The organism is Rothia terrae, assembly GCF_012396615.1.
Lineage (GTDB): Bacteria > Actinomycetota > Actinomycetes > Actinomycetales > Micrococcaceae > Rothia > Rothia terrae.
Map to the genome: position 1 here is coordinate 44050 of NZ_JAAXPV010000003.1, position 26380 is coordinate 70429.

Genomic DNA, 26380 nt, shown 5'->3' on the forward strand with positions numbered 1-26380 from the left:
ATCAGTCCATTGGCTTTACGTTCTGAATAGTTAGGGCGTAAGCGTATAAACGATTTGCTGTATCTTGGGCTGAGGATTTTCCATTTTCTTGGGTGATTTGTTCAGCGAGAGAGGCCATGACGCCGCCGGTGATAAAGGTGAGTTTTTCTTTTTCATCGGTCTTGAGTTCTTCATATTTTTCTGCAAAAAGAAAAGAAGCAAGTTTTCTCTTAAGCCACTGCCTCAGTTCATTCCGAGTGCGGTTGAGCTGGCTTGTATTGCTGAGAACTTCACTGTAGAAATTATGAGATTTTTCAATGTATTCAATCAGTAAGGTCAAAGCCTCTCTCAGACCTTCACTAAAAGCTGGAGCGTCTTCTTGGTTCATGCGCCGGCTCAGCATATCAATAACGAGAGCCCCATAGGCCGCATCAACATCTGCAAAGTGCTGATAGAAAGTGGGTCGGGAGACTCCGGCTTTTTTGCATAGCTGGGATACAGAAATCTTGTCGGGAGGTTCTGTTTGAATGAGTTCTGAAAGCGCTTCTCTCAGGAGAGAGCGAGTCTGAAGTACGCGGGGATCTTCTGAGATCTCAGGGCTTTGGGTCATATGAGCAGTATAACAATGAAGAAATGTACTTTACACCTGTAAATTTACTTTACAGGTGTAAAGTACATTTTATGAACGCGCAAAATTCTTCTGTACCTCCGAAAAAAATTGAACCAAAATTACTGATTGTCATGATGCTGTTCCCACTTTTCATGGCTATCGCTTACCCTCTCTCCTTTATGGGTGCTTTTCACAATCCGGCACCGCATCAGATGCCGGTGGCAATTATCCAAACTACGGATAACGCCCAACAAATAGCTCAAGGATTAGAGGCAGAAGCTGAGGACGCAGTGGAGGTCTCTACCGTTCAAGACGTAGAGACAGCTCAAGAAAAGGTTCTGCGCCTCGAAGAACGCGCTGCCTACGATCCTGCTACGGGAGATTTATACGTCGCCTCGGCTGGTGGGCCGCTCGCCACAAATGCTGCTCAAAGTATTTTTAGTGAGGTTGCGAAGCAATCTCATACCGAACTTCATGTACAAAATCTAAAGAAACCTGCGGAGAGCGATTCTCTGGGTACTGCCTATATGTATGGGGTCATGGGTGCGATTATTGCGGGTTATATCGCTTCTACTATCATCAATGCGCTAGGCAAAAACACTAAGCTGTGGACAAAGCTTGCTATATTGCTTGGATTTGCTGTACTGGCAGGGATTACCGGAACGGCCATCCTCTACGGTTTCTATGGCATCTATACGGAACATTTGGTACCCGTAGCGCTTACTTTTGCCGCCGAGTTTTTTGCTGTCTCCCTCTTCCAACTAGGGGCAGCAAGCCTTTTAGGTCTCGCCTCCTCTTTGTTGGGAATCGTGCTCTTTGTGATATTGGGTAACCCTGCGCTGGGGGTTGCAATAACTTCAGACATGATGCCTGGTTTCTTCAGTTTCTTACACACCTTATTGCCTTCTGGTGCTGCAGGGGATCTCACTAAGCGCACACTATATTTTGATCATGTGGGAATCGGACCAGACCTTTTGAACCTTGTCCTATGGGCAATTCTGGGTTCCGCAATGCTGTGGATGGGTTCCTTAAAGACTCCTGAAAAAGGCACAGAACTTATTGACTACAGCGCAGAGCATCCTTCAGAGAAAGAACCCTTGCTCACTGCCTATGAAGAAGCTTCCGAAGAAAATATGAAAAAAGACTCTGATGGGCATAATCCCTTGCCAGACACAGTCGAGAGAAGTCGCGAACAGGCCCCTCACACCAACCTCCCAGAGACCGAGAAGGATGAAAATGACCTCCGATAATAATGATTCTTCATATGAGATAAGTAGCCATTCAACTGGTTCACACCGCGCAAATTCTAGGCAAGAACGCATGCGTAAACATACTCAAAATTCTTACCGGTCCTTAGGGGATGCACCACCTGCATCCGGGTTGGGAACGCTTTCTAACCCGACTAAACCACCGAGGAAAATTGACCAACGGTTGACCACTAAGAGAATGGTAACCGCCGGTTTGTTACTGCCCCTCTTCATGCTTATTTTTCTACCGCTTACATTAACTGGCACTCTGGACGATGTTCATCCCCGGCATATGGATGTGGCAATCATCGGATCAGAAACAGATGTGCAAAAACAAACCGACGACTTAGACCATCAAACCGCGGGTTCGTTTGATGTTCATCGTGTGGATAATGTGGATGATGCTAAAAATCAAATCAATGAGCGGCAAGTGCGTGCAGCTTACAATCCTGCTGAAGGAAAGCTCTATCTAGCAGGAGCAAACGGTAAGCAGGTGAATAGCGCTGTAACTCAGCTCTTTACACCTGTTGCGCAACAATCTCACCAAGAAATGCAAACTGAAGATATCCAACCCGTGCATGAAGAAGATCCTTCTGGGACCAGTGCGGTCTATCTTGCTTTAGGAGCTATCTTGGGAGGTTTCATGAGCGGTATGATTCTTGGTTTGCTCCCAGTGGACTCAAAACTCCGTCTGATACTTGGTGTTGCTATGCCGGTAATTATTGCAACTGCTGAAATCATTATTGGCTGGGCAGTGTTCGGCATTTTCGACGGTTCTGCCATGGGAACTTGGGGCATACTTTACTTGCTTAGCTTCTCCTGCCTTGCCGTGACCCTGGGCGGCATGCTGGCCATAGGTCCTGCAATGCTACCTATCTCAATTTTCTTGACTTCTTTACTGGGCATGGCAACTTCAGGGGTGACTGCTCCCTTAGATATGGTGCATGCGTTTTACGCAGGAATTCATCCCTGGCTATTCTCTTCACAAGGTATTGAAGCAGTAAAGAACTCCATTTACTTCCAAGATATGTCCTTCGCTCAGCCCATATGGGTAATGCTGATATGGGCGGTAGTAGGCATTGTGCTGGCAGTATTTGGTACGGTTCGTCAGAAGCGTCGTCATCTCTTTGCCACGATGAGTGAGATGGAAGAAGCCCAATTTATGATGGCAGTAGGCGCAGTAGCTCCTTAATCTTTTCTGAGGTAAAGGACATATTCAGTTATTAAAAATCCCGCAGAGAGGGTACCAATGGTGCCAACTCTGCGGGATTTATTTTAGAAATGGAGTTTTGTATTAAGCCACAGGCTCGCGGTTACCCAGGCGCTTCTTCTCAACGGTGCGCTGTTTATCTAGGTCAGCGTCCTTGAATCCGAAGAAGTAAACCAGGCTGAAGGAAACGATTACGGTGGCGATGGAAGCAATCCAGAAGCCGGTCCATGACTGGTCGGGACCAGTGTCAGGATTAATAAAACTGAAGAAGCCTATCAAAGAGCCGACGAAGCCCCACATATTCACGTGCATCAGACCGGTAATGAAACCACCTACAGCTGCACCCACAGAAGCCAATGCGAAAACGCGACCGTACTTGAGGTTAATGCCGTACATAGCGGGTTCGGTAATGCCGCAGAAACCAGCAATAGCAGCGGAACCGGAGAGGCCCTTCATCTGTTCGTTGCGAGTCTTGGCGAATACTGCCAGAGCACCTGCACCCTGAGCAACCATGGTTGCTGAGATAATCGCGTTTAAGTAGGAGTGACCCTGCGATGCGATGTCGTTAGCAACAACCGGGATAACTGCCCAGTGCAGACCAAAGATAACTAGGCACTGGTAGAAGGCGCCGATAACCAAGCCGGAGATAGCCGGTGAGAGGTCATAAACCCACTGAATGGCATCAGCAATGCCGGTTGAAATCCACATGATGATGGGACCAAGAACCACAAGAATCAGGGTTGAAACCACGAAAACTTCAATGAGCGGAACAAAGATCATACGCAGAACGGCAGGAATCCACTTCTTGAGAACCGGCTCAATCTTAGAGCACAACCAGGCGGCTACGATCATCGGGAAGATGGAGTAGGTGTAGGACGCCATGGGGAAAGGAATTCCGAAGAATTCTGCGTTGGTAGAGATACCCAGCAGTGAGCCTGTCGCTTCACCCTTCGCCAGCTCGGCAATAGTGGGGTAAGCCAACACGCCACCGATGATGGAGACGATAATCGGGTCTGCCCCTAGACGGCGTGCGGCGATGAAGCCCACGAAGATAGGTAGGAAGTAGAAGACGGCGTCGCCCATGGCATTGATGATGGTGAAGGTCTGCGAATCTTTATCGACCAGCTCGTAATAGGTCAGAATCGTCAAAAGACCCTTGAGTACACCGGATGCAGCCAGAAGACCGATCACGGGCATCATGGAACCGGTGATCACACCGATGAGCGAGGAGAAGCCCCACTTGAACCATCCGCCCACACCCGAGGGGCGTTCAGTAGGTTCTGCTTCAGACTCGTTTTCTCCGCCAGCTTTGCCTGCGCCAATCTGCTTGACGACGGCGTCGTACACGTCTTCAACGGCGGGGCCGATGACTACCTGGTACTGGCCGCCTGCGCGAGCTACGTCGATGACGCCGTCGAGGTTTGAGACAGCTGAGTCGTTGGCTTTGTCTTCGTCTTTGAGGTAGAAACGCACCCGGGTGATGCAGTGAATCACGCTCTTGACGTTTTCTGCGCCGCCGATGTTGTTGAGAATATCCCACGCCAGCGCATCGTAACCGGTAAGGTGCGCGGGGCGTTCAGCGGTGGTTCCCGATGCGTTGGATGCGGCGGGATCCAGTGCCTGTGCGGTGCTGGTTGCGCCAACGTTGGTGTGTTCAATGTTGCCCGCACGAGCTGCGTTGTGACCGGTTGCAACAGAGCCCGCTGCAACAGATGCGGCACCTGCGCCAGCACCTACAGCTGCACCCTTACCCGTACCCTGAGCAGTGTTCTGAGAAGCGCCTGCACCCTTAAGATGCGCTACCGCAGCAACATCGCCAGCGTTAGCAGCACCTGAGTTCACTGACAGCGACTCAAGAGCCTTAGGGGTGTTGGTAATAGCCAGAATCGCGGTGGTGTCTTTGCCACCTGCGACCACAGCGTCCAAATCCATGGTCGCAATGGGTTCACCAGCAGTAACGGTGTCACCCTTCGCCACGTTCATAGTGAACGGTGCGCCATCCATCTCAACGGTATCAATACCCAGGTGAAGAAGAACTTCCACACCGCTATCAGCCTTAATACCTACCGCGTGCTTGGTGGACGCCACCATAGTCACCGTGCCAGAAACCGGCGCAACAACCTGAGCCTCGGTGGGCTTAACACCAAAACCGTCGCCGAGCTTCTTGCCCGAAAAGACGGGGTCATTGACCTCGCCAATACCGATGATTTCACCGCGCATGGGCGCGAGAATCTCGGCGTTCGATGAGTCAGTCATGATCTCACCCTTCATGTGTGTTGATAAATCATTAGTTTTGCTGACAAGCAAAATAAGCGTTAGACCAAGATTGCCATACTCTGGTACGGCGCCAGCTCAATGGTGTTAGTGTCGGGCGAATGGGACTCATAGTTAGAAATCAGCACCTCACCGTTCACAAACTCCTGCGGCACATCAACCGTGGTCGTCTCTCCATAGAAGTTATTGAGCACCATCAGCTTATTGCCCTCGTATTCACGAATAAACGCGTACACCTGGCTATGATCCTCAGCCCACGGCGCATAGCTACCGCGAGCAATCACAGGGTGCTCCTTACGCAGGCGAATCAGCTCCTTGTAATAGGGCAAAATCTTGCCGTGCGACTGCTCAGCCTCAACATTGATGTCCTCAAAATCAGTCGGACGCAACCACGGAGTCCCGCTCGTAAAACCAGCGTTCTCACCCGCATCCCACTGCATCGGCGTACGCGAATTATCACGCGACTTAGTCTTGATAATCTCAAACGCCTCAGAATCACTGAACCCACGCTCATTCAAAATCTTGTTCGCATTGTGCGACTCAACATCAACATAATCAGCCATCGAATCGTAATTCGGGTCAACCATGCCGATCTCTTCGCCCATATAAATGTAAGGGGTGCCGCGCGAAAGGTGCACGGTGGATGCCAGCATCGTCGCGGACTCAACACGGAAGTTCTTCACATCGCCAAAACGGTTGAGCGCTCGCGGCTGATCGTGGTTGTTGAAGAACAGCGCGTTCCAACCGTCGCCGTCCTGCACACCCACAGCCCAACCGTGCAACAGGCCCTTGAGCGCCGCGAAATCGAAAGGAACCTTCGACCACTTCTCACCGCGGTCATAATCAACCTTCAGGTGGTGGAAGCTGAAAATCATCGACAGCTCTTTATTAGGCGGGTTAGAGTAGCGCACCGCATTAGCAATAGTGGTTGATGACATCTCACCCACTGTGATTGACTCGGGGTCATCAGCGAAGGTTGCGCGGTTCATCTCGTAGAGCCAGGGGTGGACGCGCGGGGTGTCGGTGTACATGAGCTTGTCGACGGTGCCCTCGGGCGCGTCCAGCAGTACTTCGTCTTTACCGATGACGTTGATGACGTCAAAACGGAAGCCCTTCACACCCTTCTTGCGCCAGAAATTCACCACGTTAAAAAGCTCTTGGCGCACGCGCGGATTGTGCCAGTTCAGGTCGGCCTGCGTCACGTCATAGAGGTGCAGGTAATAGAGGTTGGTGTCGCCAAACTGCGCCCATGCCGGGCCACCGAACTTAGATTCCCAGTTGGTCGGAAGCGAACCGTCCGCCTGCAGGGGCTGAAGGTAGAAGAAATCCTGGTATTCCTTTTCACCCGCCAGCGCACGCTTAAACCATTCGTGTTCGGTTGAAACATGGTTGAAGACCATATCGAACATGACGCCGATGCCGTGCTGCGCGAGGGCAGCGATGAGTTCGTCAACATCGTCCATGGTGCCCAGGTCTGGGTTGATGTTGTAGTAGTCCGCTACGTCGTACCCGTTATCGCGTTGCGGTGAGACAAAGAACGGGTTGAACCACACCATGTCCACGCCCAGCGAGGCAATGTAGGGCACTTTTTCGATAACGCCGCGAAGATCGCCGACGCCGCTGCCCGTTGAGTCGTAAAACGACTTGGGGTAAATCTGGTAGATGACCTTATCTCGAAAACTCAACGTTCTCTCTTTCGTATTGTGTGATGGTGTGGGGTTTACTTGCGTCGTGCAAAATCTTGGTATTTGAACTTGTCAGCGCGATGACGCGACTGTGAGAACTGGAAGGCGGTGGTGTCAGCTAGGTGCGCGATTGAGGTAGTGACCGCCACGTAGGAGCCTTCGCATAGTCCTAGAAGTTCTTGGTCTTGGGCGTTAGCGGGTTCGACCGTGATTTGTTTGGGGGAGTAGGCAATGGTTAGCCCTAAGTCGTCTTCGAAGTAGTTGTAGAGGGAGGCTTGCGCGGTGTTCTCAGAGATGGTGGGGACGACGCTTTTGAGAATGAAGTCGTGGTCCACGATGGAGGGTAGTTTGTTGATGATGCGTACACGCCCAACGTAGGTGCATTTTTGGCCAGGCGTGAGTGATGGGTCGATGTCTTGAAATGGCATCGCGGGTAGCGGGGCGTCTTCGAGGGCGAAGACGTGGTTTTCTGAGTCGATGCCGTTGTCTTTGAGGAATTCGGTGTAGCTGACGAGGTGTGAGACCGGTAGGGTGTAGCGCGCGGGTTTGATGACGATGGAGCCTTTGCCCATCATTTTTTGGATGCGGCCTTCGTCGGTGAGTTTTGCGAGGGCTTTGCGTGCTGTTTCGCGGGAGACTTTGTAGTGTGTGGCGAGTTGGTTTTCGCTGGGGAGCATGTCGCCGACGTTGAATTCGCCGTGGTTGATGCGATGGGCGAGGTCGTTTGCGATGTGCTGGTATTTTCCTGCCACGGTGGGTCCCTTGGGTTGGTAGGTGGACGCGGTTAACTTTACCACCTGTCTAGACAGGCTGGATTTGAAAAATCCGAGTGAGCGAGGAAATAATTTTTCAAATCCAGAAAGCCAAGCGCACCTACCCAAACCTGCGCGTCATGTGAAGCGGTGACGATCGACAACTGTGGTTACCGAGCGCGCGAGGAAATAAAACCCCGCCCGAGGTAGCCATGCGCACCCCCCACCCGCGCGTCCTCATCACGTAAATACGCCAGAAACCTTCAAAATGAGACCTTTTTGACCCCTGTTTTGAAGGTTTCTGGCGTATTAACGGTTTAACGGTGCTGTGCGCTGTGCCTAGCTGGTCACCGATGCGTGTGCGCGGTTGTTTTTGCCGAAGATGCGGTAGAGCACAAACACAATAATGAACCACAGGGGAGCTACTAGTAGTGAGAATCGAGAGCCTTCACCTAGACCAAGGGCAACGAACACGATGATGAAGAAGCCGATGGCTGCCCATGCTGAGACGATGCCACCGGGAAGCTTGTACTTAGATTGTGCGTGACGTTCGGGGAACTTCTTGTAGTAGACCAGATAAGAAATGATGATCATGATCCACACGGTTAGGTAGAGGACTGCGATAACACCGGCGAGGTTCTCGAATGCTTGGATGGCGGAGTCTGACATTGAGACGAGTGCTAGTGCGGGAAGCATCAGAATAGCTGCGAACAGGAGTGATCGCGCGGGTACGCCGAGTTTGCTGAGGTGACCGAAGAACGCGGGACTTTGACCTTCTTTGGAAAGTCCCCACATGATGCGTGAGGTGGAGAAGATACCTGAGTTTGCTGAGGACGCTGCGACGGTTAGCATCACAAAGTTGATGAGGTGGAAGGCGATGGGGATTCCAATGTACCCAAAGATCTGCACAAAGGGGCTAGTAGATGAGGTGATGGTGTCCCAGGGCTGAACCATCATGATGAGCGCTAGGGATCCTAAGTAGAAGAGGATGATGCGAGCGGGAATGGAATTAATGGCACGAGGCAGGTTCTTTTTTGGGTCCTCGGTTTCAGCGGCAACTGTGCCAGCAAGCTCAACACCCAAGAAGCTGAAAACACCTAGCTGAAAACCGCCGAGTAGGCCTGAGAAACCATGGGGAATAATCCGCCGTGGCTCCACAGGTTGCTAATGCTTGCTGGGCCGTGCCCGTCGGGCTGGAAGTGAGTAAGGACAAGGACGATTCCTACTACAATCAACGCTACGACGGTCGCGATTTTGATGGTGGCAAACCAGAATTCGATTTCATCGAATGCTTTAGCTGCCACCAGGTTAACGCCGGTTAGTAGAACAATGATGCACAGTGCGGGAATCCATTTGGGGACGTCAGGGAACCATACGTCTAGATAAACGGTAATAGCTACCACGTCGCTGATTGCGATGATGACCCACACCGTCCAATAGGTCCAGCCTATGTAAAATCCTGCCCATGGCCCCACGATGTCATTAGTAAAATCTGCAAATGATTTGTAAGAGAGATTGGAAAGCAGAATTTCGCCCATTGCACGCATCACTAAAAAGGTGAAGAGTCCGATAAACGCATAGACAAATAGAATGCTGGGACCGGCAGTCTCGATTGCTAGACCTGATCCCAGAAAGAGGCCTGATCCGAGTGCGATGAATTCGAGATGGCGTCGTTTCAGGGTGCGCTCGAGCTTGTGCGGTTGCTTGCGGTCGGCGCGACTGACGCGGTGTGTTCAGCCATGATGTTCCTTCCAGGGAGATGATTTTTCTTCTTCTCTGAGCATGGAAGAAAAATGACCATCGACAACTTTCAGACTGCAGGACATAAAACCACTAAAAAATCTCAAAACACGGACTATTTTCTTGCGGCTACTTGTAGGTATATCTGCTGGGGTATGACAGTAAGATGCGGAAACCCCGTGGCTCGCACCTGTGAGGCTTCAAGCACTCTGGTAGAGCTGGCTATACCCTTGAAGAGTAGAACCTGCTCCACTGTTTTAGCGGGTAAAAAGCGAGACGATTGAACCATGACATCGCACAATACTTTTGATAACGAACCAACTGTTCCTCTCGTAGTCGCTCGGGGTGAGGATGTATTCTCACCGGTACCGCAACAGCCGGAAGACCTGCCTGCCGAGTATGAGACACCTAACCGCCCAAAGAGCCTGTGGCGTCGTATGATGAGCCCGCTGTACGCGGTGGGAGTAGGACCTTGGATAGCTTTATTTTCTCTCATTGTTCTAGGGGTTATGAGCTATACGTTTCTTTTACCTGCGCTTCCTTTGGCTGCAGCAGGTGCTATTTTCGGATCATCAGGTGCTCTTCTTCTTGTTCCGGTTGTGATGCTTTTGGGTTTTCTGACCCTGCCGCTACTTGGGCTATGGTTTGGATATTTTGAGCGCTGGCGCATTGAACTCGCTGGCCACGGCAAGATTGCTAGCGGGCATGTACCGGTACCGTTGCATAATTTTGGTGAGTGGCTGAAGGTTCGTTATACAGAGGCGGCTACGTGGCGCGAGGTAGCATCACTGGTCTTTGGTGCTTTTATGGCGAGCATTGCGGGGCTTATCGTTCTGCTCGAGACCATCATTCTCATGATCGCCGGAGTTGTCTGGTACTACCTTGCAATTAATAGAGATCCGTTGAATATCTGGTATGACCCCAGTAGCTTCGGGCTGAACACCATGTTTCAGAGCCAAGTGGAGCTGTACCGTCACTCAGATCCACTGATGTTCTCGAATCTGAACCTTGACCACCCTAATTGGGTCATCACACCGGATATGTGGTGGCTTGCTCCGCTGAGTATTTTTATCGTGCTCTTTTTCTTCGCCTACATCAACGGTCTCTTAGCGGCAACGAGTACAACGCTGTCAAAGCTCATTCTGTCCCCGCGTCCTGAAGAGTATGAACGCAAGGTGGCTAAGCTGACCGCATCACGAACCACCATTGTTGATTCGTTTGAATCGGAACGTCGTCGAATTGAGCGTAACCTGCATGACGGTGTACAGCAGGAGCTCGTGAATATTAATCTGCGTCTGGGTTTGGCAGAGATGGAGGCAAAGAATCTGGTAGCACAAGGATTGCCGGTGGAGAGCATCCAGCAACAGCTCACCCAGTCCAAGACAGAACTTACCCACGCCCTGCAAACCCTGCGTAACACGGTGCGCGGTATCTACCCGGCGGTACTTGAGGACCACGGTTTGTATGCGGCGCTTGAGGAGCTAGCACGTCACAGCGTCATTCCCACCAAGCTGAACTTTCAGCTGCGGGAACGTCCTCGTCGCGAGGTGGAACGCGTTGCCTACTACACCGTCAATGAGGCGATTACTAATACGCTCAAGCACACTGCGGCCACACGGATTACGGTGAACGTATGGGATTCGCTGACGCACCTCATGGTTGAAGTAATCGACAATGGTGGCGGGGGAGCGGACCCCAGTGCGGGCACCGGTCTTGCAGGTCTGCGCGAGCGAGCCGAAGCTCTGGGCGGTAACGTGCAGGTGACAAGCGTCCCCGGTGAATCAAGCACCATTGCGCTGTCTGTTCCTCTCCACGGTTAGTCCAACGGTTCTCTTTGAGGTCATCAGCTTTTATGCATCAATGCCGAGGAAGTGAAGCTGACATCGGGGAGAACCTCGGCACTTTTTCTAGAATGAAGACTATGCGCATTGTTCTTGCTGAAGATTCCGCCCTTTTGCGTGAGGGGCTCAAAATGGTGTTGACTCACCTGGGGCACGAGGTCGTGGCATGGTCTGAGGACGCCCCCGGTCTGCTGGATGCCTGCCAGCGACTTGGCCGCGCCAACATTGACATTGTGCTGACGGACGTCCGTATGCCGCCCACAAATACGTCAGATGGCTTGCAAGCTGCCTTGCAGTTGCGCGAAGCCTACGCTGACTTGCCGATTCTGGTGCTTTCCCAGTACATCGCATCTGCTTATGCGCGGGAGCTATTTGCCACCAGTGCCACCGGCTTGGGGTACCTGCTCAAAGATCGCGTGGGTAACATCGAGGAGTTTGCCCGTGCTCTTACCACAGTCGCCGCAGGCGGCACGGTGATTGATCCGGACGTTATTTCACATCTGATGAACGCGCCGCAAGAGACCAATAAGCTGGCTGCGCTCACCAGCCGTGAACGCGAGATTCTGGCGCTCATGGCGCAAGGTAAATCGAACGCTGATATTGAAGAAGAGCTGTTTGTTTCTAGCGCGACGGTGGCAAAACATATCGGTAACGTATTCGACAAACTGGGTCTGCCGCCGGATGCGGGTAACCGACGCGTGCGACCTGTGCTGACTTTCTTAGAAGCATCCTAGTGAACGTGACGAGAATGATTGCTCGATGATGCTGTTTGGGCAGAGTAGCGGCAACCTACTGTTACGCCTTGGGTCTAACATGACGTATTTTTGCGCGCTGAAAAGTCATAAATAAACATAGAGAAATAGCTCGCCATAAACGCGACATCGCTTGGTCGGCGCATCGTGGATGCGGTGTGATGGTGTTCAACAACGCACGTTGAACATTACTCACAGACTAAGGAGCCATCATGGCAATCACTCAGAACACCGATCATTTTCAGAGCACTCACGTAGGGTCTTTGCCGCGTTCAGAGCGTCTTTTGCAGGCAAACAAGGACCGCCGGGCCGGTGCGCTTAGCGACGCTGATTTTCTCAATGTTTTTACTGAAGAAGTTGATGCGATTGTGGCGCGTCAGGCTGAGGTGGGCGTTAGCATCGTCAATGATGGCGAGTACGGGCACACCACGGTGAGCAACAGTGATTACGGTTCATGGTGGACGTATTCTTTTGAGCGCACCGGTGGCCTTGAGATTGTTGAAGGCATTACTCCCGAAGAGCTTTTCAAAACTCCGGGTAACGGACGTTTGAATGATTTCGGTATTCGCCGTGACTGGAACAAGTTCGCGGATTTTTATTCCACGTTGAATCTTCGGAACGAGAATGATGGTGTATTCCCGGTAGCGACAGGCGAGTTGAGCTACATCGGCCAGGATGAAGTTCAGCGTGATATCTCTGCCCTGAAGTCTGCGGCGCTGAAGGCCGGTGCGCAGGATGCGTTTGTTGCGGCGCTGTCACCGGGCTCTGCTGCTCGTATCGGTAATAAGTTTTATGCAACCGATGAAGAGTGGATTTACGCGTGGGCTGATGTTCTGCGCGAGGAATATAAGGCCATTGCGGATGCCGGTCTGACGATTCAGATTGATGATCCGTCTTTCGCTGAAGCATGGGACCAGCTGGTGCCCGAGCCTACTGTTGATGAGTATTTGAAGTTTACCCAGTTGGCGTTGGAAGCATTGAACTACGCACTGAAGGATATTTCGCAGGATCAGGTTCGCTACCACCTGTGCTGGGGTTCGTGGCATGGCCCGCACACGACCGATATTGAACTGAAGCATATTCAGAAGGCGCTGTTTAGCTTGAATGTTGGTGGCTATACCTTTGAGGCTGCAAACGCGCGTCATGCTCATGAGTGGAAGGTCTGGGAGGGTGTAGATCTTGAGGGTAAGATTCTTTACCCTGGTCTGGTTTCACATTCCACGAATGTTGTGGAGCACCCCGAGTTGGTGGCGCAACGTCTTGAGCAGTTCGCGTCCGTTGCGGGTAAAGAAAATGTGGTGGCATCGACTGACTGCGGTTTGGGCGGACGCCTTCATGAGGACATCGCGTGGGCAAAACTGTCGGCGTTAACTGAGGGCGCGCGCATCGCTTCTGAAAAATTATTTTCGTAAGAAAGTGCGTCAAATTTGTAGGACTTCTTACGGCAGGGCGGAAGAACATTCTGGCCGCTGAAAGGAGTCGTGCCTTATAAGCGGGTAACTGTAGTGTTCGGTCGGTAGCGAACCTGTGAATTTTTATTCACAGGTTCGCATTTTTTTGAGAGTTTGCTCGGTGAAAACCGCACGATTTCAAGATAATAGCTGGTTTTTACTATTCCGCATGAATGTGTAATGAGTGTGAATCACTGCTATTGGTGATGCATAGCATCATATGTATCGGTCATCAATGTTTCTCAACGATGGCCGATATTTCATGTAAGGATAAAACAGAATATGACTCAGAATCGCTCTGAGAACCCGGTATCGTCTGCTGACGACTTCTTTGAAGAAGAGCAGGCGGGCTTTCATAAGTCACTGGGACCGCGCCAGCTTCAGATGATCGCTATCGGCGGCGCTATCGGCACCGGCCTCTTTCTCGGTGCAGGCGGACGCCTGGCAACTGCAGGCCCCGCACTTGCTTTAAGCTACGCATTTTGCGGTATTTTCGCATTCTTGATTTTGCGTGCATTGGGTGAGCTCGTTGTTCACCGCCCCTCATCAGGTTCAGTCGTTTCTTACACCCGCGAATTCTACGGCGAAAAAGCTGCGTTCGTTTCGGGCTGGATGTACTGGATCAACTGGGCAATGACCTCCATCGTTGACTCCACCGCTATCGCGATTTACGTGAAGTGGTTTGGCCAGTACAGCACTTTTATCGCGGGTATTCCACAGTGGCTCATCGCTCTTCTCGTGATTTTCTTGGTTGTTTCACTCAACCTGATTTCAGTGAAGGTCTTCGGCGAGCTTGAATTCTGGTTCGCACTGATCAAGGTCGCAGCTCTTGTTATCTTCTTGATCTTGGCTGTCTACTTCGTTATCTTCGGTACTCCCACCGGTTCAGAACGCGGCTTCTCTTTGATTGCCGATAACGGTGGCTTCTTCCCGCACGGTATCTTGCCCGCTTTGATCATCATGCAGGGCGTTGTGTTCGCCTACGCGTCCGTTGAGCTCGTCGGTACTACCTCGGGTGAAACCAAGGACGCTCGCAAGGTAATCCCCAAGGCAATCAACACCGTGATCTACCGTATTGCGATCTTCTACGTCGGCTCCGTTCTGCTACTGACCTTGCTTCTGCCCTACACCGCATTTAGCAAGGACGAATCCCCGTTCGTAACCTTCTTCGGCTCCATCGGTGTTGACTACGCAGCACCTATCATGGAACTCGTTGTTATCACCGCAGCACTGTCATCGCTCAACGCTGGCCTGTACTCCACCGGCCGCATCCTGCACTCCATGGCAATGGCTGGCTCAGCACCTGCTTTCGCTAAGAAGCTCAGCAAGAGCGGTGTTCCCTTCGGCGGCATCTTGCTGACCGCAGGTGTTGCACTTCTCGGTGTTGCCCTGAACGCAATCGTTCCCGACCAGGCATTCGAGATCGTGCTGAACCTCGCGTCCTTCGGCATCATCGCGGCATGGGGCTCCATCGTTCTGGCCCACCAGAAGTTCCTGTCGCTGGCAAAGAAGGGCGTCTACAAGCGTCCTGAATACCGTATGCCCGGCGCGCCTTTCACTGACTGGCTGACCGTCGCATTCTTGATCGGCGTTATCGTTCTGATCGGCCTGGACTACCCCGTGGGTACCTGGACTCTCGGCGTGATGATCGTCATCGTTGTTCCTGCTCTCATCGCAGGCTGGTACGCAGTGCGCAAGCGCGTTCTGCAAATCGCAGCGGAACGCGAAGGCTTTACCGGTCTCAACCCAGTCATCGCGCAGCGTCCTGCAACCTCTTACCTCAAAGAGCACCCGGAACACCATCGTCGCCACTAAATAGTGCGAATATGCCCCTTACTGCCTACCGGCGGTAAGGGGCATTTTTGCGTCATAAAATGGTCACAAAACGGGGTATATGACCTAGTGAAGCTATGTTACTGAAGATTCCGCAATGCGACTTTTTACTGCTTGTGAAGCGTCATAAAACTGCATATAGAAACATAGCGAATAACGCCTTCAACCGCTTTATTTCACCCCCGCACATGGTGTTTTCTAGGTAGTGACATACAGCCGTATAAACAAAGGAAATACCTATCATGTCACTGAGCACCGATCGCATTTTGACCACCCACGTTGGTTCACTTCCGCGCTCACTGAAACTGCAAGAAGCTAATGTCGCTCGCAAGGCTGGCACACTTGATGAAGCTGACTTCCAATCCACCCTTGCCGATGAGGTCAAGCAGGTAGTCGCCAAGCAGGTTGAGACCGGAATCGATATCGTCAACGACGGCGAATACGGCCACGCAATGACTCAGGCTGTTGACTACGGTGCATGGTGGACGTACTCCTTCGCTCGCACTGGCGGCCTTGAGCTGGTTAAGGACGGCAACCCCGCTAACGAGGTTCACCGCTCAACCCCCGGCAACCTGAAATACACCACCTTCGGCGATCGTCGTGACTGGACGAAGTTCCGCGATTTTTACACCAGCGAAATTGATACCGGCAATGACCCTGACAGTGCCTTCCCAGTTGCTACCTCCGAGATTTCTTACATTGGGCAGGACGCGGTTGCCTCCGACGTGCGTAACCTGAAGGCCAGTATTGAGGCGGCAGGCGCATCCGCAGGTTTCGTTGCGGCGCTGTCACCCGGTTCTGCAGCTCGCGTGGGCAACAAACACTACGCATCCGATAAGGACTTCCAGTTTGCGTGGGCTGAGGTTCTACGCGAAGAGTACAAGGCAATTACGGACGCCGGTTTGACCCTGCAGATTGATGACCCCTCAATTTCTGAGGGCTGGGACCAGATCAACCCTGAGCCTTCTGTTGAGGACTACCTGGCCTTTATCAAGACCTCTGTGGACGCGTTGAACTACGCCCTGGAAGGCATTCCAGAAGACCAGGTGCGCTTTCACCTGTGCTGGGGTTCATGGCACGGCCCGCACACCACCGACCTTGAGTTCAAGTACCTGGCAGACACCTTGCTGTCGATCAATGCGCGCGGCTACACCTTTGAGGCCGCTAACGTGCGTCACGCGCACGAATGGAAGGTCTGGGAGAACCTGACTCTGCCCGAGGGCAAGTACATTGTGCCCGGCGTTGTCTCGCACTCCACCAACGTGGTTGAGCACCCTGAGCTGGTAGCTCAGCGCATCGAGCAGTTCGCTTCCGTCGTCGGCAAGGAAAACGTTGTCGCATCCACCGACTGCGGTCTGGGTGGACGCCTGCACCCCGACGTGGCGTGGGCAAAGCTGGCGTCGCTGACCGAGGGTGCGCGCATCGCGTCGGAGCGCCTGTTCTCATAAACCTGCTTCGTACATTATTTTTCCCTTTGTACATCGATAATCTTTGTACAAAGGGAAAAATAATGTACAACACCGCGGGGTTGCGTAAGTAATAAACCTGCTTTTTATATTCATTCTGGAAAGATAAAGCCTATTAGATGTATCTAATGTTTTGTCCCCCGTACACATTTATAAAAAAGAATGAATATGAAAACACAATCATGGTAGAAGTTCGGCACCGTCGCTGCCCTCTCAGCTTCCATGCTCTTCCTCAACGTGCCGGCCTTCGCAGAAGAAGCACCGTCTGCACCACAGCCCACCGAAGTTTATGTATCCGACGCTGAGCGTGAAACCGGCCAAATGGCGTCAGCGGCATCTGTTGGCGATTCAAACAACCCAGGTTTTAACTGCGAAGCCACACCCAAGATTGAAGCGCATTCATCCAACCGCGTGTGGAATGCACGTGCAGGAGTACATCAGGACGGCAATGTCACCATGAACGCCAAAAACATTCTGGTTGTCGGTGACTCGCAGGTATGGGGCGGTAACACTCCAGATTCAGGCTTGTGGGGTGGTACTCAGGCTGAAATGGGTTCATGGGTTCTGCGCGGCATCAAGCAAACCGGTCTCACACCTATCACCTACCGTTGCGGTGGAATTGGTTTTGGTAAGTGGCGCCCCAATGTTAGTAGCGACTACTACGGCGGTGTAGTGAGCAATGAATGGGACCTGCCCATGGGCAAGCCGCGAGCAATCTACATTCAGGGTTCAGGCAACGACTCGTACAACGAAGCAGACCGTCAACGGGCTGTTTCACGTGCACGTGAAACTATCAATAAGCTCCGCCTCATTACCCAGATACGCAGATTATTCTGACGGGTCTTATTAGTAATGAAAAGAACTCCAATCACGGTAGCCGAGATGATCTCAGCGAGAAATATTCTGCTTTAGCTCGGGAAATGAACGTTACTTTTGTCCCCTATCAGCACTGGGTATCAGATTACGGAGTGGGTTATGCGTTATACGATAGCTTGCACTTTCACGATTATTACCAGCACCTCCTCGCCACTCCCGTCCGCAATTCCCTGAACGCAGCCCTCGCCGGCTTCACCCTGAAGGGTGGCGTCCAGAGTTATGTGTCTAATAACGGTGGCGCTGCCTACTTTGGTGTTCCGACTTCTAATGAGACCGCGTCCGTTGATGGGGGGGGTGTGGCAGAGCTTCTCTAACGCTAAGACCGTCTACTGGTCGCCGTTTGGCGGCACTCACAGCGTCAAGCTCGGTGGTGAGGCAATCGGTAATAGCTTCCGCACCGCTGGTTACGAACGCGGAGTAGGCTACCCCATTGAGGATGAGACCGCCTACTACTACGGTGCGCGTCAGGTCTTCCAGAAGGCAAATGGTGAGCAGACCCGTTTCTATTGGTCAGCTAATACTGGCTCTCACGCGATGAATGGTAATGGCGCGATTTTCAACAAGTGGGTTCAGGCAGGTCACGCACCTACGCTGGGCTTCCCTGCAACTGATGAAATCTCTCGTGAAGGCGGCGCTCTTCAGTATTTCCGCGCATCCAACGGACGCGAAACCGGCATCTACTGGTCACCGGCTACCGGTGCTCACACCATGAACTCAAAGGGCGCAATCTACAACCACTTTGCGCGTACCGGTTACATCGGTAAGTACGGATTTCCGACTACCGATGAGTACACGGATGCTAACGGCGTCACTCACGTGAAGTTCTCGGGTGGTGCCGACATCACGTGGACGGCACGCGGCGGCGTAGTGGTTCGTTAGCCCGTTTCGTACATCCTTTTCTCTGTGTGCAACGAAAATCGTTGTACACAGAGAAAAGGATGTACAAAGCCGTGAGGGAGGACGCGCACCCCCGCGACCACCTGTTCACACTGTGAAATAGATTCTCGCTCATTGGTCGCATCTCTTCAGAAGCGTAGACTTTTACACAACACACTTGAAGAGACTTGAAGGGAAGAAAAGCAATGCCCCACTTGCGTTCACGCACCTCAACTCACGGTCGCAACATGGCTGGCGCTCGCGCCCTGTGGCGTGCAACCGGCATGGGAGATAGCGATTTCGGTAAGCCAATTATTGCTATTGCTAACTCCTTTACCCAGTTTGTGCCCGGCCACGTGCACCTGAAGAATATGGGCTCGCTGGTCGCATCCGCTATTGAAGAAGCTGGTGGCGTTGCTAAAGAGTTCAACACTATTGCGGTGGATGATGGCATTGCGATGGGTCATGACGGCATGCTGTACTCCCTGCCGTCGCGTGATTTGATTGCTGATTCTGTTGAGTACATGGTGAATGCGCACCGTGCGGATGCGCTGGTCTGCATTTCGAACTGCGACAAGATTACCCCCGGTATGCTGATGGCGGCTATGCGTCTGAATATTCCGGTTATCTTTGTCTCCGGCGGTCCTATGGAGTCCGGCGAGGGCGTTGAGGGCGTCGTTGAGCACCGCCTTGACCTCGTGGATGCGATGGTGATGGCTGTGGATGATTCGGTGAGCGATAACGACCTGGCTCAGATTGAGAAGAATGCGTGCCCTACCTGTGGTTCGTGTGCGGGTATGTTCACCGCGAACTCCATGAACTGCCTCAATGAGGCTATCGGTTTGGCTTTGCCCGGTAACGGCACCACTTTGGCTACTCAGGTGGCGCGTAAGGATCTCTTTGAGAACGCGGGTAAGCAGATTGTTGAGCTTTGCAAGCGTTACTACGAGCAGGATGATGAGTCTGTTCTGCCTCGCAACATTGCGACTAAGGCTGCGTTTGAAAACGCTATGGCGTTGGATGTTGCAATGGGCGGTTCTACCAATACTGTTCTGCATATCTTGGCAATTGCTAATGAGGGTGAGGTTGATTTCACTCTGGCTGATATTGACCGTATTTCGCGCAATGTTCCTTGCTTGGCTAAGGTTGCGCCGAACTCCACTAAGTACCACATTGAGCATGTTCACCGTGCCGGTGGCATCCCCGCAATTTTGGGTGAGCTCAACCGCGCCGGTTTGTTGAACACGAACGTCCACTCGGTGCATGCTGATTCACTGGATCAGTGGTTGAGCGACTGGGATATTCGTTCTGGCGCTGCCACCGATACCGCTAAGGAGCTTTTCTTGGCTGCTCCTGGCGGCGTTCGCACCACGCAGGCTTTCTCAACCGCTAACAAGTACGAGTCCCATGAGACCGATGCTGAAAACGGTTGCATTCGCGCGGTAAAGCATGCTTACACCAAGGACGGTGGCTTGGCGGTTCTTTACGGCAATATTGCTGAGGACGGCGCTGTTATTAAGAGTGCGGGTATTGATGAGGAGCTCTTCCACTTTGTGGGTAAGGCATATGTGGTGGAGTCGCAGGACGAGGCTGTACACGAGATTCTGTCTAAGAACGTAAAGGAAGGCGACATTGTCGTCATTCAGTACGAGGGGCCCAAGGGCGGCCCGGGTATGCAGGAGATGCTCTACCCGACGTCCTACCTCAAGGGTCTTGGGCTGGGTAAGAAGTGCGCGCTTATTACCGACGGACGTTTCTCGGGCGGTACCTCGGGTATTTCTATTGGTCATATTTCACCGGAGGCTGCCGCTGGTGGCGCTATTGGTTTGGTGGAGCACGGCGATGAGATTGAGATTGACGTGCATAACCGCATCCTGCGCGTGAATGTTTCTGATGCTGAGTTGGCTGAACGACGCGCGAAGAAGGGCGATGCGCCGTGGAAGCCCACCAAGCCGCGCGAGCGTGAGGTGTCGAAGGCTTTGCGTGCTTATGCTTCTATGGTGACTAGCGCTGACAAGGGCGGCGTGCGCGTTGTTCCGGAGTAAAAATGATGTAGTTTGCGTATAACAATTGGTCCCGGGTTTTACACCCGGGACCAATTGTTATCTATGGAAAAGTTTAGAAGGTGTAGATTTCTACATCCAGTGGTGCTGCCAAGTGCTTTTCCCATGCTGCTACCGCACCGGTGAAGTGGGAGGTTTGCATATGCTGATCTAGAGCTTTTTGATCTTCCCATCGCTCGATAAAAGCAAAAGAAGTTTCGGAGTCTGCAAGCTTGCCAAAATCATAACTGATGTTGGTGGTTTCTTGACGGCTTGCTTCTACCAGTTCCTGAGCAATAGCGATGAATTCTTGGATATTATCGGGCTTGACCTCAACAGCGGCGCGTACACCAATCATGGTGTTCTCCTTTTAAAAGATGAGTGGTTTGGTCTTTTCAACATAACATTAGTTTTCAGTTGCTCCTCTCACAGTAATATTTTGTCCCCAGAACAGCTGAGCTCATTGCGTTAACCTTCCGTTCATAGATATAAAAGATATAAAGGATATAAACGTAAAGCTTCATAGCGCAGTCATCAGAGAGAGGAAAAGAGCATGTTAACGTCTATGTCAGCGGCGCAAGCGGCTGAGCGCTCGAGCGAACTTGCAATCTTTACCTCTCGCATGACGGGTGAAAACCGCCTGCCTCTTGTTATCACAGGACCCGCTGGGTTCGGTAAAACCACCGTGGTCACCGCGTTTGAAGATTTAGCACGCACTCATAATTGGCGCGTTATTTCAGAAACCGCCAGCAAAGGCGCTTACTCTCGTCTTACCGGCACATATTTGCCGGCGCTATGGGATTCTTTGCAAGATTCATCCGGTAGCTCTTCTGAGAAAAACTTTGAAACTCTATGTCTGACAGAGCAACTTGAGATGCTGTTGGACGCCCTTGAAGAGCTAGGCGCTGGCCTGCTCATCACCTTTGACGACTTTCAAAAATCCAGCGTGAAAGAACTCAAAGAGCTCTTTGTTTTTGCGGAAAAAACCAGAGAAACCAACCAGCCCTTGCAGATTGTGGTGGCGGGGCGTCCTACCGATATGCGCGATGTTCTTGCGCAGTCCAAGGCGTCCTACCTGAACGCGGGGGAGCGCGTAGATCTTTGCTCCTTCAACCGTGAGCAGACCGAAGCGGCTTTCAAAGAAGCATACGTGAGGTCAAACCGTGATCTTGCTAGCGATGCGTTGGCGATGATGTGCGCAGTCACCAAGGGGCATCCACATATGGTGCGTTTACTCTCGAAATTCCTGCTGGATTCCTGCGTGCACCCGCCCACCGAACATGAGATTGAGCAAGGAGCTAAGGCTGCCACAGAGGTTCTAGACTCTACAGTATTTGAGCCGATGCTCGCCGAATTCTCTGCCGGTGACCGCGCTTTCTTGGAAGCTATGTCGGTGGATGACGGGCCGTCCAAAATGAGCGATATCGCAGCTCGTCTGGGCAAAAATCCGCAGTATACCGGGGTCTATCGTAACCGCCTGGTTGAAGCGCACATTATTCGCGCGGCATCCTACGGCAAAGTCACCTTTGCGATTCCTCACTTGCGCGAGTATTTGCGTAGAAAAGCTGAGCAACCCTCAGACTTTAATTTTTAAAAGATTTAAAACAGAAAAACAACATCAACATTTGGAGGTGAAAAGAATGGGTATAACACCGGCAAGTATCAAAAAGATAGAGCTGACATGGGAACCGCCTGACTACACGTCGTCCTATCCTGCGGGTTACACGCAAGAGGGCGTTGCTGTTATTGCGATTATGATGCACACGCATCAATCAAAAGGGATGTGTTACACGGGATTATCAGCGATGCTCTACGTGTCGCGTGAAAACGGTGATCGCGAGATTTTAGCGTGCGGACCAATTACAGAGGGCCGAACGCACTCAATGTTGGATTCGTGCGATGATGTGCACGTTGCCATGATTGGCCGCACTATTTTGCGGGCGTGGGAGCAGATTCCGCAGCAGTACAAAAAGAATCTGGTGACGGTGGTAGCTGACAAACACTACCTCAAATTGCTGTTTCGTCAGTTCCCGCATTTGAAAGAAATTCTTGAGTACAGGGCGCTTGAGAAAATTCTCAACCCTTACGAGTCTCATTCACTGGGCGAGATTCACGTGAAGGTTCTGCGCTCTGAGGCCGGTGAGGTTGTTCCTTACCACCTTGAAGAAGCATCGCGTCTTGCTCATGAACAGATGGAGCGCAACCTTGCGCAGCGTCCTTTAGAGAAACTTGAAGAGTACAGGGTTTTTACGGATTGTTCGTTCCGTTCGACAAACAATAAGCGGTACTCCAAGGGCGGACGCATGGGTATCGGAGGCGTGAGTGAGGACGGCTTTTACTTTCACTCGCACTACGATGCCACCAACATTATGACCGGTGAGCTGACTGCCATGTTGGCTGCTTTCAACATTTTCTACCACGGTGGCCGTCAGCTGATTATTCATACTGACTCTCTGGGTGCTCTCACTTTTGTGCTACGTCTGGCGCATAATCGCTGGTCTTTTGAGCACTGGGTTAAAGAGGGTGTGCAGAACCCGCAGGTCATTCAAGAAATGACCGATTTGACCACCGCTATTCGCGAACGACGCGTGCTGGTCAAGCACGTGCCGGGGCATACCGGTCACGGTCTGCAGGAATCTAGCGACTCGGTGTCTAAGATGCACCGGCACTTTCCGGGGCAGATTGTTGAAAAGTGCGATATGGCTGAGTTCAATCGCCGATGCGAGTCAATTATCACCGCGTTGTCGGGATGCAAAAAGGCTGTGCGTCTGATGTGCCCCGACTGGCTGCAGATTCGCCCCTCGGTGGTGCACGCCCGCAACCGGTTGTGGAAGTAAAAACACTTACTCTACTGAAAAGATCTCCTCGCCTCTTGAGGACGGGGAGATCTTTTGTTGTGAACATCCAGCATCCACCCAGATAACCGCTCATATTAAGTGATATAGCACTCAATAAGTGGAGAGATGGCTTACTTAAGTAACGAACTTGTTTGGTTTTAGAGGCTCCACCCCGCGCACCATGCGTTACCGTAGCTCTGTACTTGACCAGAAAGTTCACTTATGAATACTCCAGAACAGATTCACCAGTCCGTCCCCCTTCTCAAAGAAGAAGACGTGCTGGTTGTCGACCAAAAAGAAATGAAGAAGGCTCTGCGAGCTACCATCTTGGGTAACTTCATGGAGTGGTTCGACATAGGCGTCTACGCATACCTTTCCGCTTCAATCACCGCTGTCTTCTTCCCCTTCGGTGAGCCCTGGAACCAGCTAGCGTTCTTCGGTGCGCTGGCCGCGACCTTCATCGTGCGTCCTATCGGCGGTCTCATTCTCGGGCCGCTGGGCGACAAGCTCGGACGACGCAAGGTACTCGCATTCACCATCATCATGATGGCGCTGGGCACCTTCCTCATCGGTTGCATCCCCTCCTACGACAGCTGGGGCATGTGGGCACCCATCACCTTGATCCTGCTCAAGTTCGTTCAGGGCTTCTCAACCGGTGGCGAATACGCAGGTGCAGCAACCTTCATCGCAGAATACTCAGCAGACCGCCGACGCGGCTTCTGGGCGTCCTTCCTGGACATGGGCTCATACATCGGCTTCGCTTTCGCAGCTGCCCTAGCAACCGGGGTTGAACTCTTGCTCACCGACGAACAGATGATCTCATTTGGCTGGCGTATCTGCTTCTGGGTTGCTCTGCCCCTCGGTATCATCGGCGTTATCATGCGCTCGCACATCAAGGAATCAGCAACCTTCGAAGCGCAGCAGGAAGCCGCTAAAGACGAAGAAGAAAAAGGTATGGGCGCAACCCTTATCGAAATCTTCAAGAAGTACTGGCCCCAGCTTCTCACCGGTGCTGCTCTGGTGATGTGTGCACAGGTTATCGGCTACGCGCTGACCACCTTCATGCCCACCTACCTCACCGAGAACCTGGGCTACGACACCCTGCACGGTAACGCCCTGCTCATTCCGGTACTGCTGATTGTGGCGGCTGGCCTGCCCATCTTCGGTCACTTCTCAGACAAGATCGGCCGCAAGCCGATTCTGATTGCCGGCGCTATCATCAGCATCTTCCTGGCAATCCCGTCCTTCTACCTCATGATGAACGGCGGCGTCTGGATGACCTTCTTCGGCCTGCTGATTATGGGCTTCATGCTCATGTTCCAGGCAGCTATCCAGCCCTCAGCACTGCCCTCACTCTTTGCAACCGAAAACCGCTACGCAGCAATGGGTATCATGTTCAACATCGCTGTTGCGTTGCTCGGCTCAACCACCGGTTCAGTCATTACCGTTCTTGAATCATGGTGGAAGACCGACTATGCCGGCGCCTACTACATCATGATTGCCTGCGTTGTTGGCCTGATCGGTATGTTCTTCTTGCGTGAATCAGCAGGACGCAACCTGCTCGGCTCAATGCCCACCGTTGAATCACACGAAGAAGTACAGGAACTGGTTGAAACCCAGCTTGAAAACGACAAGCTCGACACCTCAACCATGCCCATTCCCGTTGTTCGCATCGAGAAGGCAGAAGCACAACTCGCATCCGAAAACGGTACTGCAACTTCTGCTGCAGAAGGTTCACAGCGCGTAGAATAAACTGCCTGAACCTTCGCGAAGAAACATGAAGGACGCCGGCGCTCAGCAACTGCTGGGCATCGGCGTCCTTGCGTTTAAAGAAGAGGAAAGCGAGTAGGACGATGCGGCCGTCAGCTGGCATTGGGGTTGGCATGAATCGCAGGTGTGAGCGTCAGCGAACCCTGCGAGAGGGACTGCCGGCGGGTCGTAGCGTCCTACAAGCATCCGTTTGCTGGCGACTGCGATCGGCTATCGAGCGCGCCTATCGCAGCTGAGCGTCGCATCCTTGGACTCAGTGTTTTACAGCGCCGGCTTGCCCTGCTTTTTGCGCTTGCGCTGGCGACGAATCAAGAAGAAAAGTAGCGCCGCAACTGCAAGGCCCAGAACAATTTTGACGATCAGGGAGTATTCATCGATGACGACTCCTACCTGCTCCCAATTTTCGCCCAGCACAAAACCGAGGTAGATAAGTACGGCGTTCCACAGGGCAGAACCTGCCAGCGAGAACAGGCCAAAGGTCACAAGATTCATGCGGTCGATGCCTGCTGGAATCGAGATGAGTGAGCGCACACCGGGCAGTAGGCGTCCAAAGAAAATGGACCATTGACCGTATTTATCGAACCATGCGAGGGACTTATCAACGTCCTCGGGCTCAACTAGCCACATCCATTCGGCGACGCGGCGCAGACGTTGCGCGCCGATGGCGGCACCAATGTAGTAGAGCACGTAGGCACCGGCTACTGAGCCTACTGTTGCCCAGATAAAGGCGGCCCACACGTTAATGGTGCCAACGGATGCGGTAAAGCCAGCGAGCGGCAGAACAACTTCGGATGGGATCGGCGGGAAGACGTTCTCAAGGAAGATGGCGATGCCCACGCCGGGCGCGCCGAGGGTTTCCATGAGAGAGATGATCCAGTTGACGATCGAATCGAACATTGAGGCCTTTCAAAATTTTTGTGGTTCTCACTATTCTCAGCGAACTTACTGTATTGCGCTACAGAACTTGCTCCGTGTCACCTGTGAAACTGACCTCTTGTAAAAGTTTTAGGCGGGACTGTCAAAAAACATACTGAGTGTCACTTTCCGTGGATTTGCGCTGTAATTTTCGGATTTTTTCAGCGCCAATCCACGGAAAGTGAGAGGGCAGGACGCGTGCCGCCACCCGCGTCCGTCATATT

General features: G+C 52.3%; 20 protein-coding genes and 1 pseudogene. 14 read left to right on the top strand and 7 right to left on the bottom strand.

Annotated elements, in window-relative coordinates; translation table 11 throughout:
- Position 1 precedes the first annotated feature (1 nt).
- Positions 2–589, bottom strand: coding sequence for a TetR/AcrR family transcriptional regulator (locus HF984_RS02450; RefSeq protein WP_168614104.1), 588 nt, complete (start codon positions 587–589; stop codon positions 2–4).
- A gap of 71 nt (positions 590–660) precedes the next feature.
- On the opposite strand from HF984_RS02450, the gene HF984_RS02455 reads away from it, so the two are divergent.
- Together HF984_RS02455 and HF984_RS02460 are read left to right on the top strand one after the other, a co-directional pair.
- The gene (locus tag HF984_RS02455) at positions 661–1839 is read left to right on the top strand and encodes an ABC transporter permease (protein ID WP_168614105.1); all 1179 of its coding nucleotides are present in this window, start codon (positions 661–663) and stop codon (positions 1837–1839) included.
- A 70-nt stretch (positions 1840–1909) separates the two neighbouring features.
- Positions 1910–3028, top strand: coding sequence for an ABC transporter permease (locus tag HF984_RS02460; RefSeq protein WP_168614106.1), 1119 nt, complete (start codon positions 1910–1912; stop codon positions 3026–3028).
- A gap of 102 nt (positions 3029–3130) precedes the next feature.
- On the opposite strand, the gene HF984_RS02465 is transcribed toward HF984_RS02460, so the two are convergent.
- From HF984_RS02465 to HF984_RS11405, 4 genes and pseudogenes are all read right to left on the bottom strand, one after another.
- Positions 3131–5302 (bottom strand): PTS sugar transporter subunit IIABC, encoded by a 2172-nt coding sequence (locus HF984_RS02465; protein WP_168614107.1) that lies wholly within the window; start codon positions 5300–5302, stop codon positions 3131–3133.
- A 59-nt stretch (positions 5303–5361) separates the two neighbouring features.
- Positions 5362–7005: an alpha,alpha-phosphotrehalase gene (gene treC, locus HF984_RS02470; RefSeq protein ID WP_168614108.1), complete on the bottom strand. Its 1644-nt coding sequence runs from the start codon at positions 7003–7005 to the stop codon at positions 5362–5364.
- A 35-nt stretch (positions 7006–7040) separates the two neighbouring features.
- Positions 7041–7757: a trehalose operon repressor gene (treR, locus tag HF984_RS02475; RefSeq protein WP_210729530.1), complete on the bottom strand. Its 717-nt coding sequence runs from the start codon at positions 7755–7757 to the stop codon at positions 7041–7043.
- A gap of 339 nt (positions 7758–8096) precedes the next feature.
- Positions 8097–9436, bottom strand: a pseudogene (locus tag HF984_RS11405) (amino acid permease).
- A gap of 348 nt (positions 9437–9784) precedes the next feature.
- On the opposite strand from HF984_RS11405, the gene HF984_RS02485 reads away from it, so the two are divergent.
- The 9 genes from HF984_RS02485 (at position 9785) to ilvD (ending at position 20637) form a co-directional block, all read left to right on the top strand.
- Positions 9785–11317, top strand: coding sequence for a sensor histidine kinase (locus tag HF984_RS02485; RefSeq protein ID WP_168614109.1), 1533 nt, complete (start codon positions 9785–9787; stop codon positions 11315–11317).
- Positions 11318–11418: 101 nt separating this feature from the next.
- Positions 11419–12072 carry a LuxR C-terminal-related transcriptional regulator gene (locus HF984_RS02490; protein WP_168614110.1) on the top strand — a complete coding sequence of 218 codons (654 nt, stop codon included), beginning with the start codon at positions 11419–11421 and terminating at the stop codon, positions 12070–12072.
- A 230-nt stretch (positions 12073–12302) separates the two neighbouring features.
- Positions 12303–13502, top strand: coding sequence for a cobalamin-independent methionine synthase II family protein (locus tag HF984_RS02495; RefSeq protein ID WP_168614111.1), 1200 nt, complete (start codon positions 12303–12305; stop codon positions 13500–13502).
- A gap of 321 nt (positions 13503–13823) precedes the next feature.
- Positions 13824–15356 (top strand): amino acid permease, encoded by a 1533-nt coding sequence (locus HF984_RS02500; protein ID WP_168614112.1) that lies wholly within the window; start codon positions 13824–13826, stop codon positions 15354–15356.
- Between the two features lie 260 nt (positions 15357–15616).
- The gene (locus HF984_RS02505) at positions 15617–16822 is read left to right on the top strand and encodes a cobalamin-independent methionine synthase II family protein (protein ID WP_168614113.1); all 1206 of its coding nucleotides are present in this window, start codon (positions 15617–15619) and stop codon (positions 16820–16822) included.
- A gap of 255 nt (positions 16823–17077) precedes the next feature.
- Positions 17078–17677: a hypothetical protein gene (locus HF984_RS02510; protein ID WP_168614114.1), complete on the top strand. Its 600-nt coding sequence runs from the start codon at positions 17078–17080 to the stop codon at positions 17675–17677.
- An 83-nt stretch (positions 17678–17760) separates the two neighbouring features.
- A complete protein-coding gene (locus tag HF984_RS02515; RefSeq protein ID WP_168614115.1) occupies positions 17761–18030 on the top strand; it encodes a hypothetical protein in 270 nt (89 codons plus the stop codon).
- Positions 18011–18595 carry an LGFP repeat-containing protein gene (locus HF984_RS02520; protein ID WP_168614116.1) on the top strand — a complete coding sequence of 195 codons (585 nt, stop codon included), beginning with the start codon at positions 18011–18013 and terminating at the stop codon, positions 18593–18595. Before HF984_RS02515 ends, HF984_RS02520 begins: the two co-directional genes overlap by 20 nt.
- Positions 18596–18798: 203 nt before the next feature.
- Complete coding sequence (ilvD, locus tag HF984_RS02525; protein WP_168614117.1) at positions 18799–20637, top strand: dihydroxy-acid dehydratase; 1839 nt, start codon at positions 18799–18801, stop codon at positions 20635–20637.
- Positions 20638–20710: 73 nt separating this feature from the next.
- Here the strand turns inward: ilvD and HF984_RS02530 are convergent, their stop codons facing one another.
- Positions 20711–20992: a putative quinol monooxygenase gene (locus tag HF984_RS02530; RefSeq protein WP_168614118.1), complete on the bottom strand. Its 282-nt coding sequence runs from the start codon at positions 20990–20992 to the stop codon at positions 20711–20713.
- A 195-nt stretch (positions 20993–21187) separates the two neighbouring features.
- Between HF984_RS02530 and HF984_RS02535 the strand changes: the two genes are divergently transcribed.
- The 3 genes from HF984_RS02535 to HF984_RS02545 all read left to right on the top strand — a co-directional run bounded on the left by HF984_RS02535 (position 21188) and on the right by HF984_RS02545 (position 25223).
- Positions 21188–22228 carry an AAA family ATPase gene (locus HF984_RS02535; protein WP_168614119.1) on the top strand — a complete coding sequence of 347 codons (1041 nt, stop codon included), beginning with the start codon at positions 21188–21190 and terminating at the stop codon, positions 22226–22228.
- Positions 22229–22274: 46 nt separating this feature from the next.
- Positions 22275–23471 (top strand): RNase H family protein, encoded by a 1197-nt coding sequence (locus HF984_RS02540; RefSeq protein ID WP_168614120.1) that lies wholly within the window; start codon positions 22275–22277, stop codon positions 23469–23471.
- Positions 23472–23693: 222 nt separating this feature from the next.
- A complete protein-coding gene (locus HF984_RS02545) occupies positions 23694–25223 on the top strand; it encodes an MFS transporter (RefSeq protein WP_168614121.1) in 1530 nt (509 codons plus the stop codon).
- A 279-nt stretch (positions 25224–25502) separates the two neighbouring features.
- Here the strand turns inward: HF984_RS02545 and HF984_RS02550 are convergent, their stop codons facing one another.
- On the bottom strand, positions 25503–26138 hold the full coding sequence (locus tag HF984_RS02550; protein WP_168614122.1) for a DedA family protein: 636 nt from the start codon (positions 26136–26138) through the stop codon (positions 25503–25505).
- Positions 26139–26380: the final 242 nt, after the last annotated feature.

Excerpts from the sequence above, each read along its gene's own strand:
- HF984_RS02465 (WP_168614107.1), bottom strand. The coding sequence starts at position 5,302 with ATGACTGACTCATCGAACGCCGAGATTCTCGCGCCCATGCGCGGTGAA.
- HF984_RS02460 (WP_168614106.1), top strand. The coding sequence starts at position 1,910 with ATGCGTAAACATACTCAAAATTCTTACCGGTCCTTAGGGGATGCACCA.
- HF984_RS02515 (WP_168614115.1), top strand. The coding sequence starts at position 17,761 with ATGAACGTTACTTTTGTCCCCTATCAGCACTGGGTATCAGATTACGGA.
- HF984_RS02485 (WP_168614109.1), top strand. The coding sequence starts at position 9,785 with ATGACATCGCACAATACTTTTGATAACGAACCAACTGTTCCTCTCGTA.
- HF984_RS02500 (WP_168614112.1), top strand. The coding sequence starts at position 13,824 with ATGACTCAGAATCGCTCTGAGAACCCGGTATCGTCTGCTGACGACTTC.
- HF984_RS02550 (WP_168614122.1), bottom strand. The coding sequence starts at position 26,138 with ATGTTCGATTCGATCGTCAACTGGATCATCTCTCTCATGGAAACCCTC.
- HF984_RS02530 (WP_168614118.1), bottom strand. The coding sequence starts at position 20,992 with ATGATTGGTGTACGCGCCGCTGTTGAGGTCAAGCCCGATAATATCCAA.
- HF984_RS02535 (WP_168614119.1), top strand. The coding sequence starts at position 21,188 with ATGTTAACGTCTATGTCAGCGGCGCAAGCGGCTGAGCGCTCGAGCGAA.
- HF984_RS02490 (WP_168614110.1), top strand. The coding sequence starts at position 11,419 with ATGCGCATTGTTCTTGCTGAAGATTCCGCCCTTTTGCGTGAGGGGCTC.
- HF984_RS02455 (WP_168614105.1), top strand. The coding sequence starts at position 661 with ATGAACGCGCAAAATTCTTCTGTACCTCCGAAAAAAATTGAACCAAAA.
- ilvD (WP_168614117.1), top strand. The coding sequence starts at position 18,799 with ATGCCCCACTTGCGTTCACGCACCTCAACTCACGGTCGCAACATGGCT.
- HF984_RS02495 (WP_168614111.1), top strand. The coding sequence starts at position 12,303 with ATGGCAATCACTCAGAACACCGATCATTTTCAGAGCACTCACGTAGGG.
- HF984_RS02545 (WP_168614121.1), top strand. The coding sequence starts at position 23,694 with ATGAATACTCCAGAACAGATTCACCAGTCCGTCCCCCTTCTCAAAGAA.
- HF984_RS02540 (WP_168614120.1), top strand. The coding sequence starts at position 22,275 with ATGGGTATAACACCGGCAAGTATCAAAAAGATAGAGCTGACATGGGAA.
- HF984_RS02505 (WP_168614113.1), top strand. The coding sequence starts at position 15,617 with ATGTCACTGAGCACCGATCGCATTTTGACCACCCACGTTGGTTCACTT.
- HF984_RS02450 (WP_168614104.1), bottom strand. The coding sequence starts at position 589 with ATGACCCAAAGCCCTGAGATCTCAGAAGATCCCCGCGTACTTCAGACT.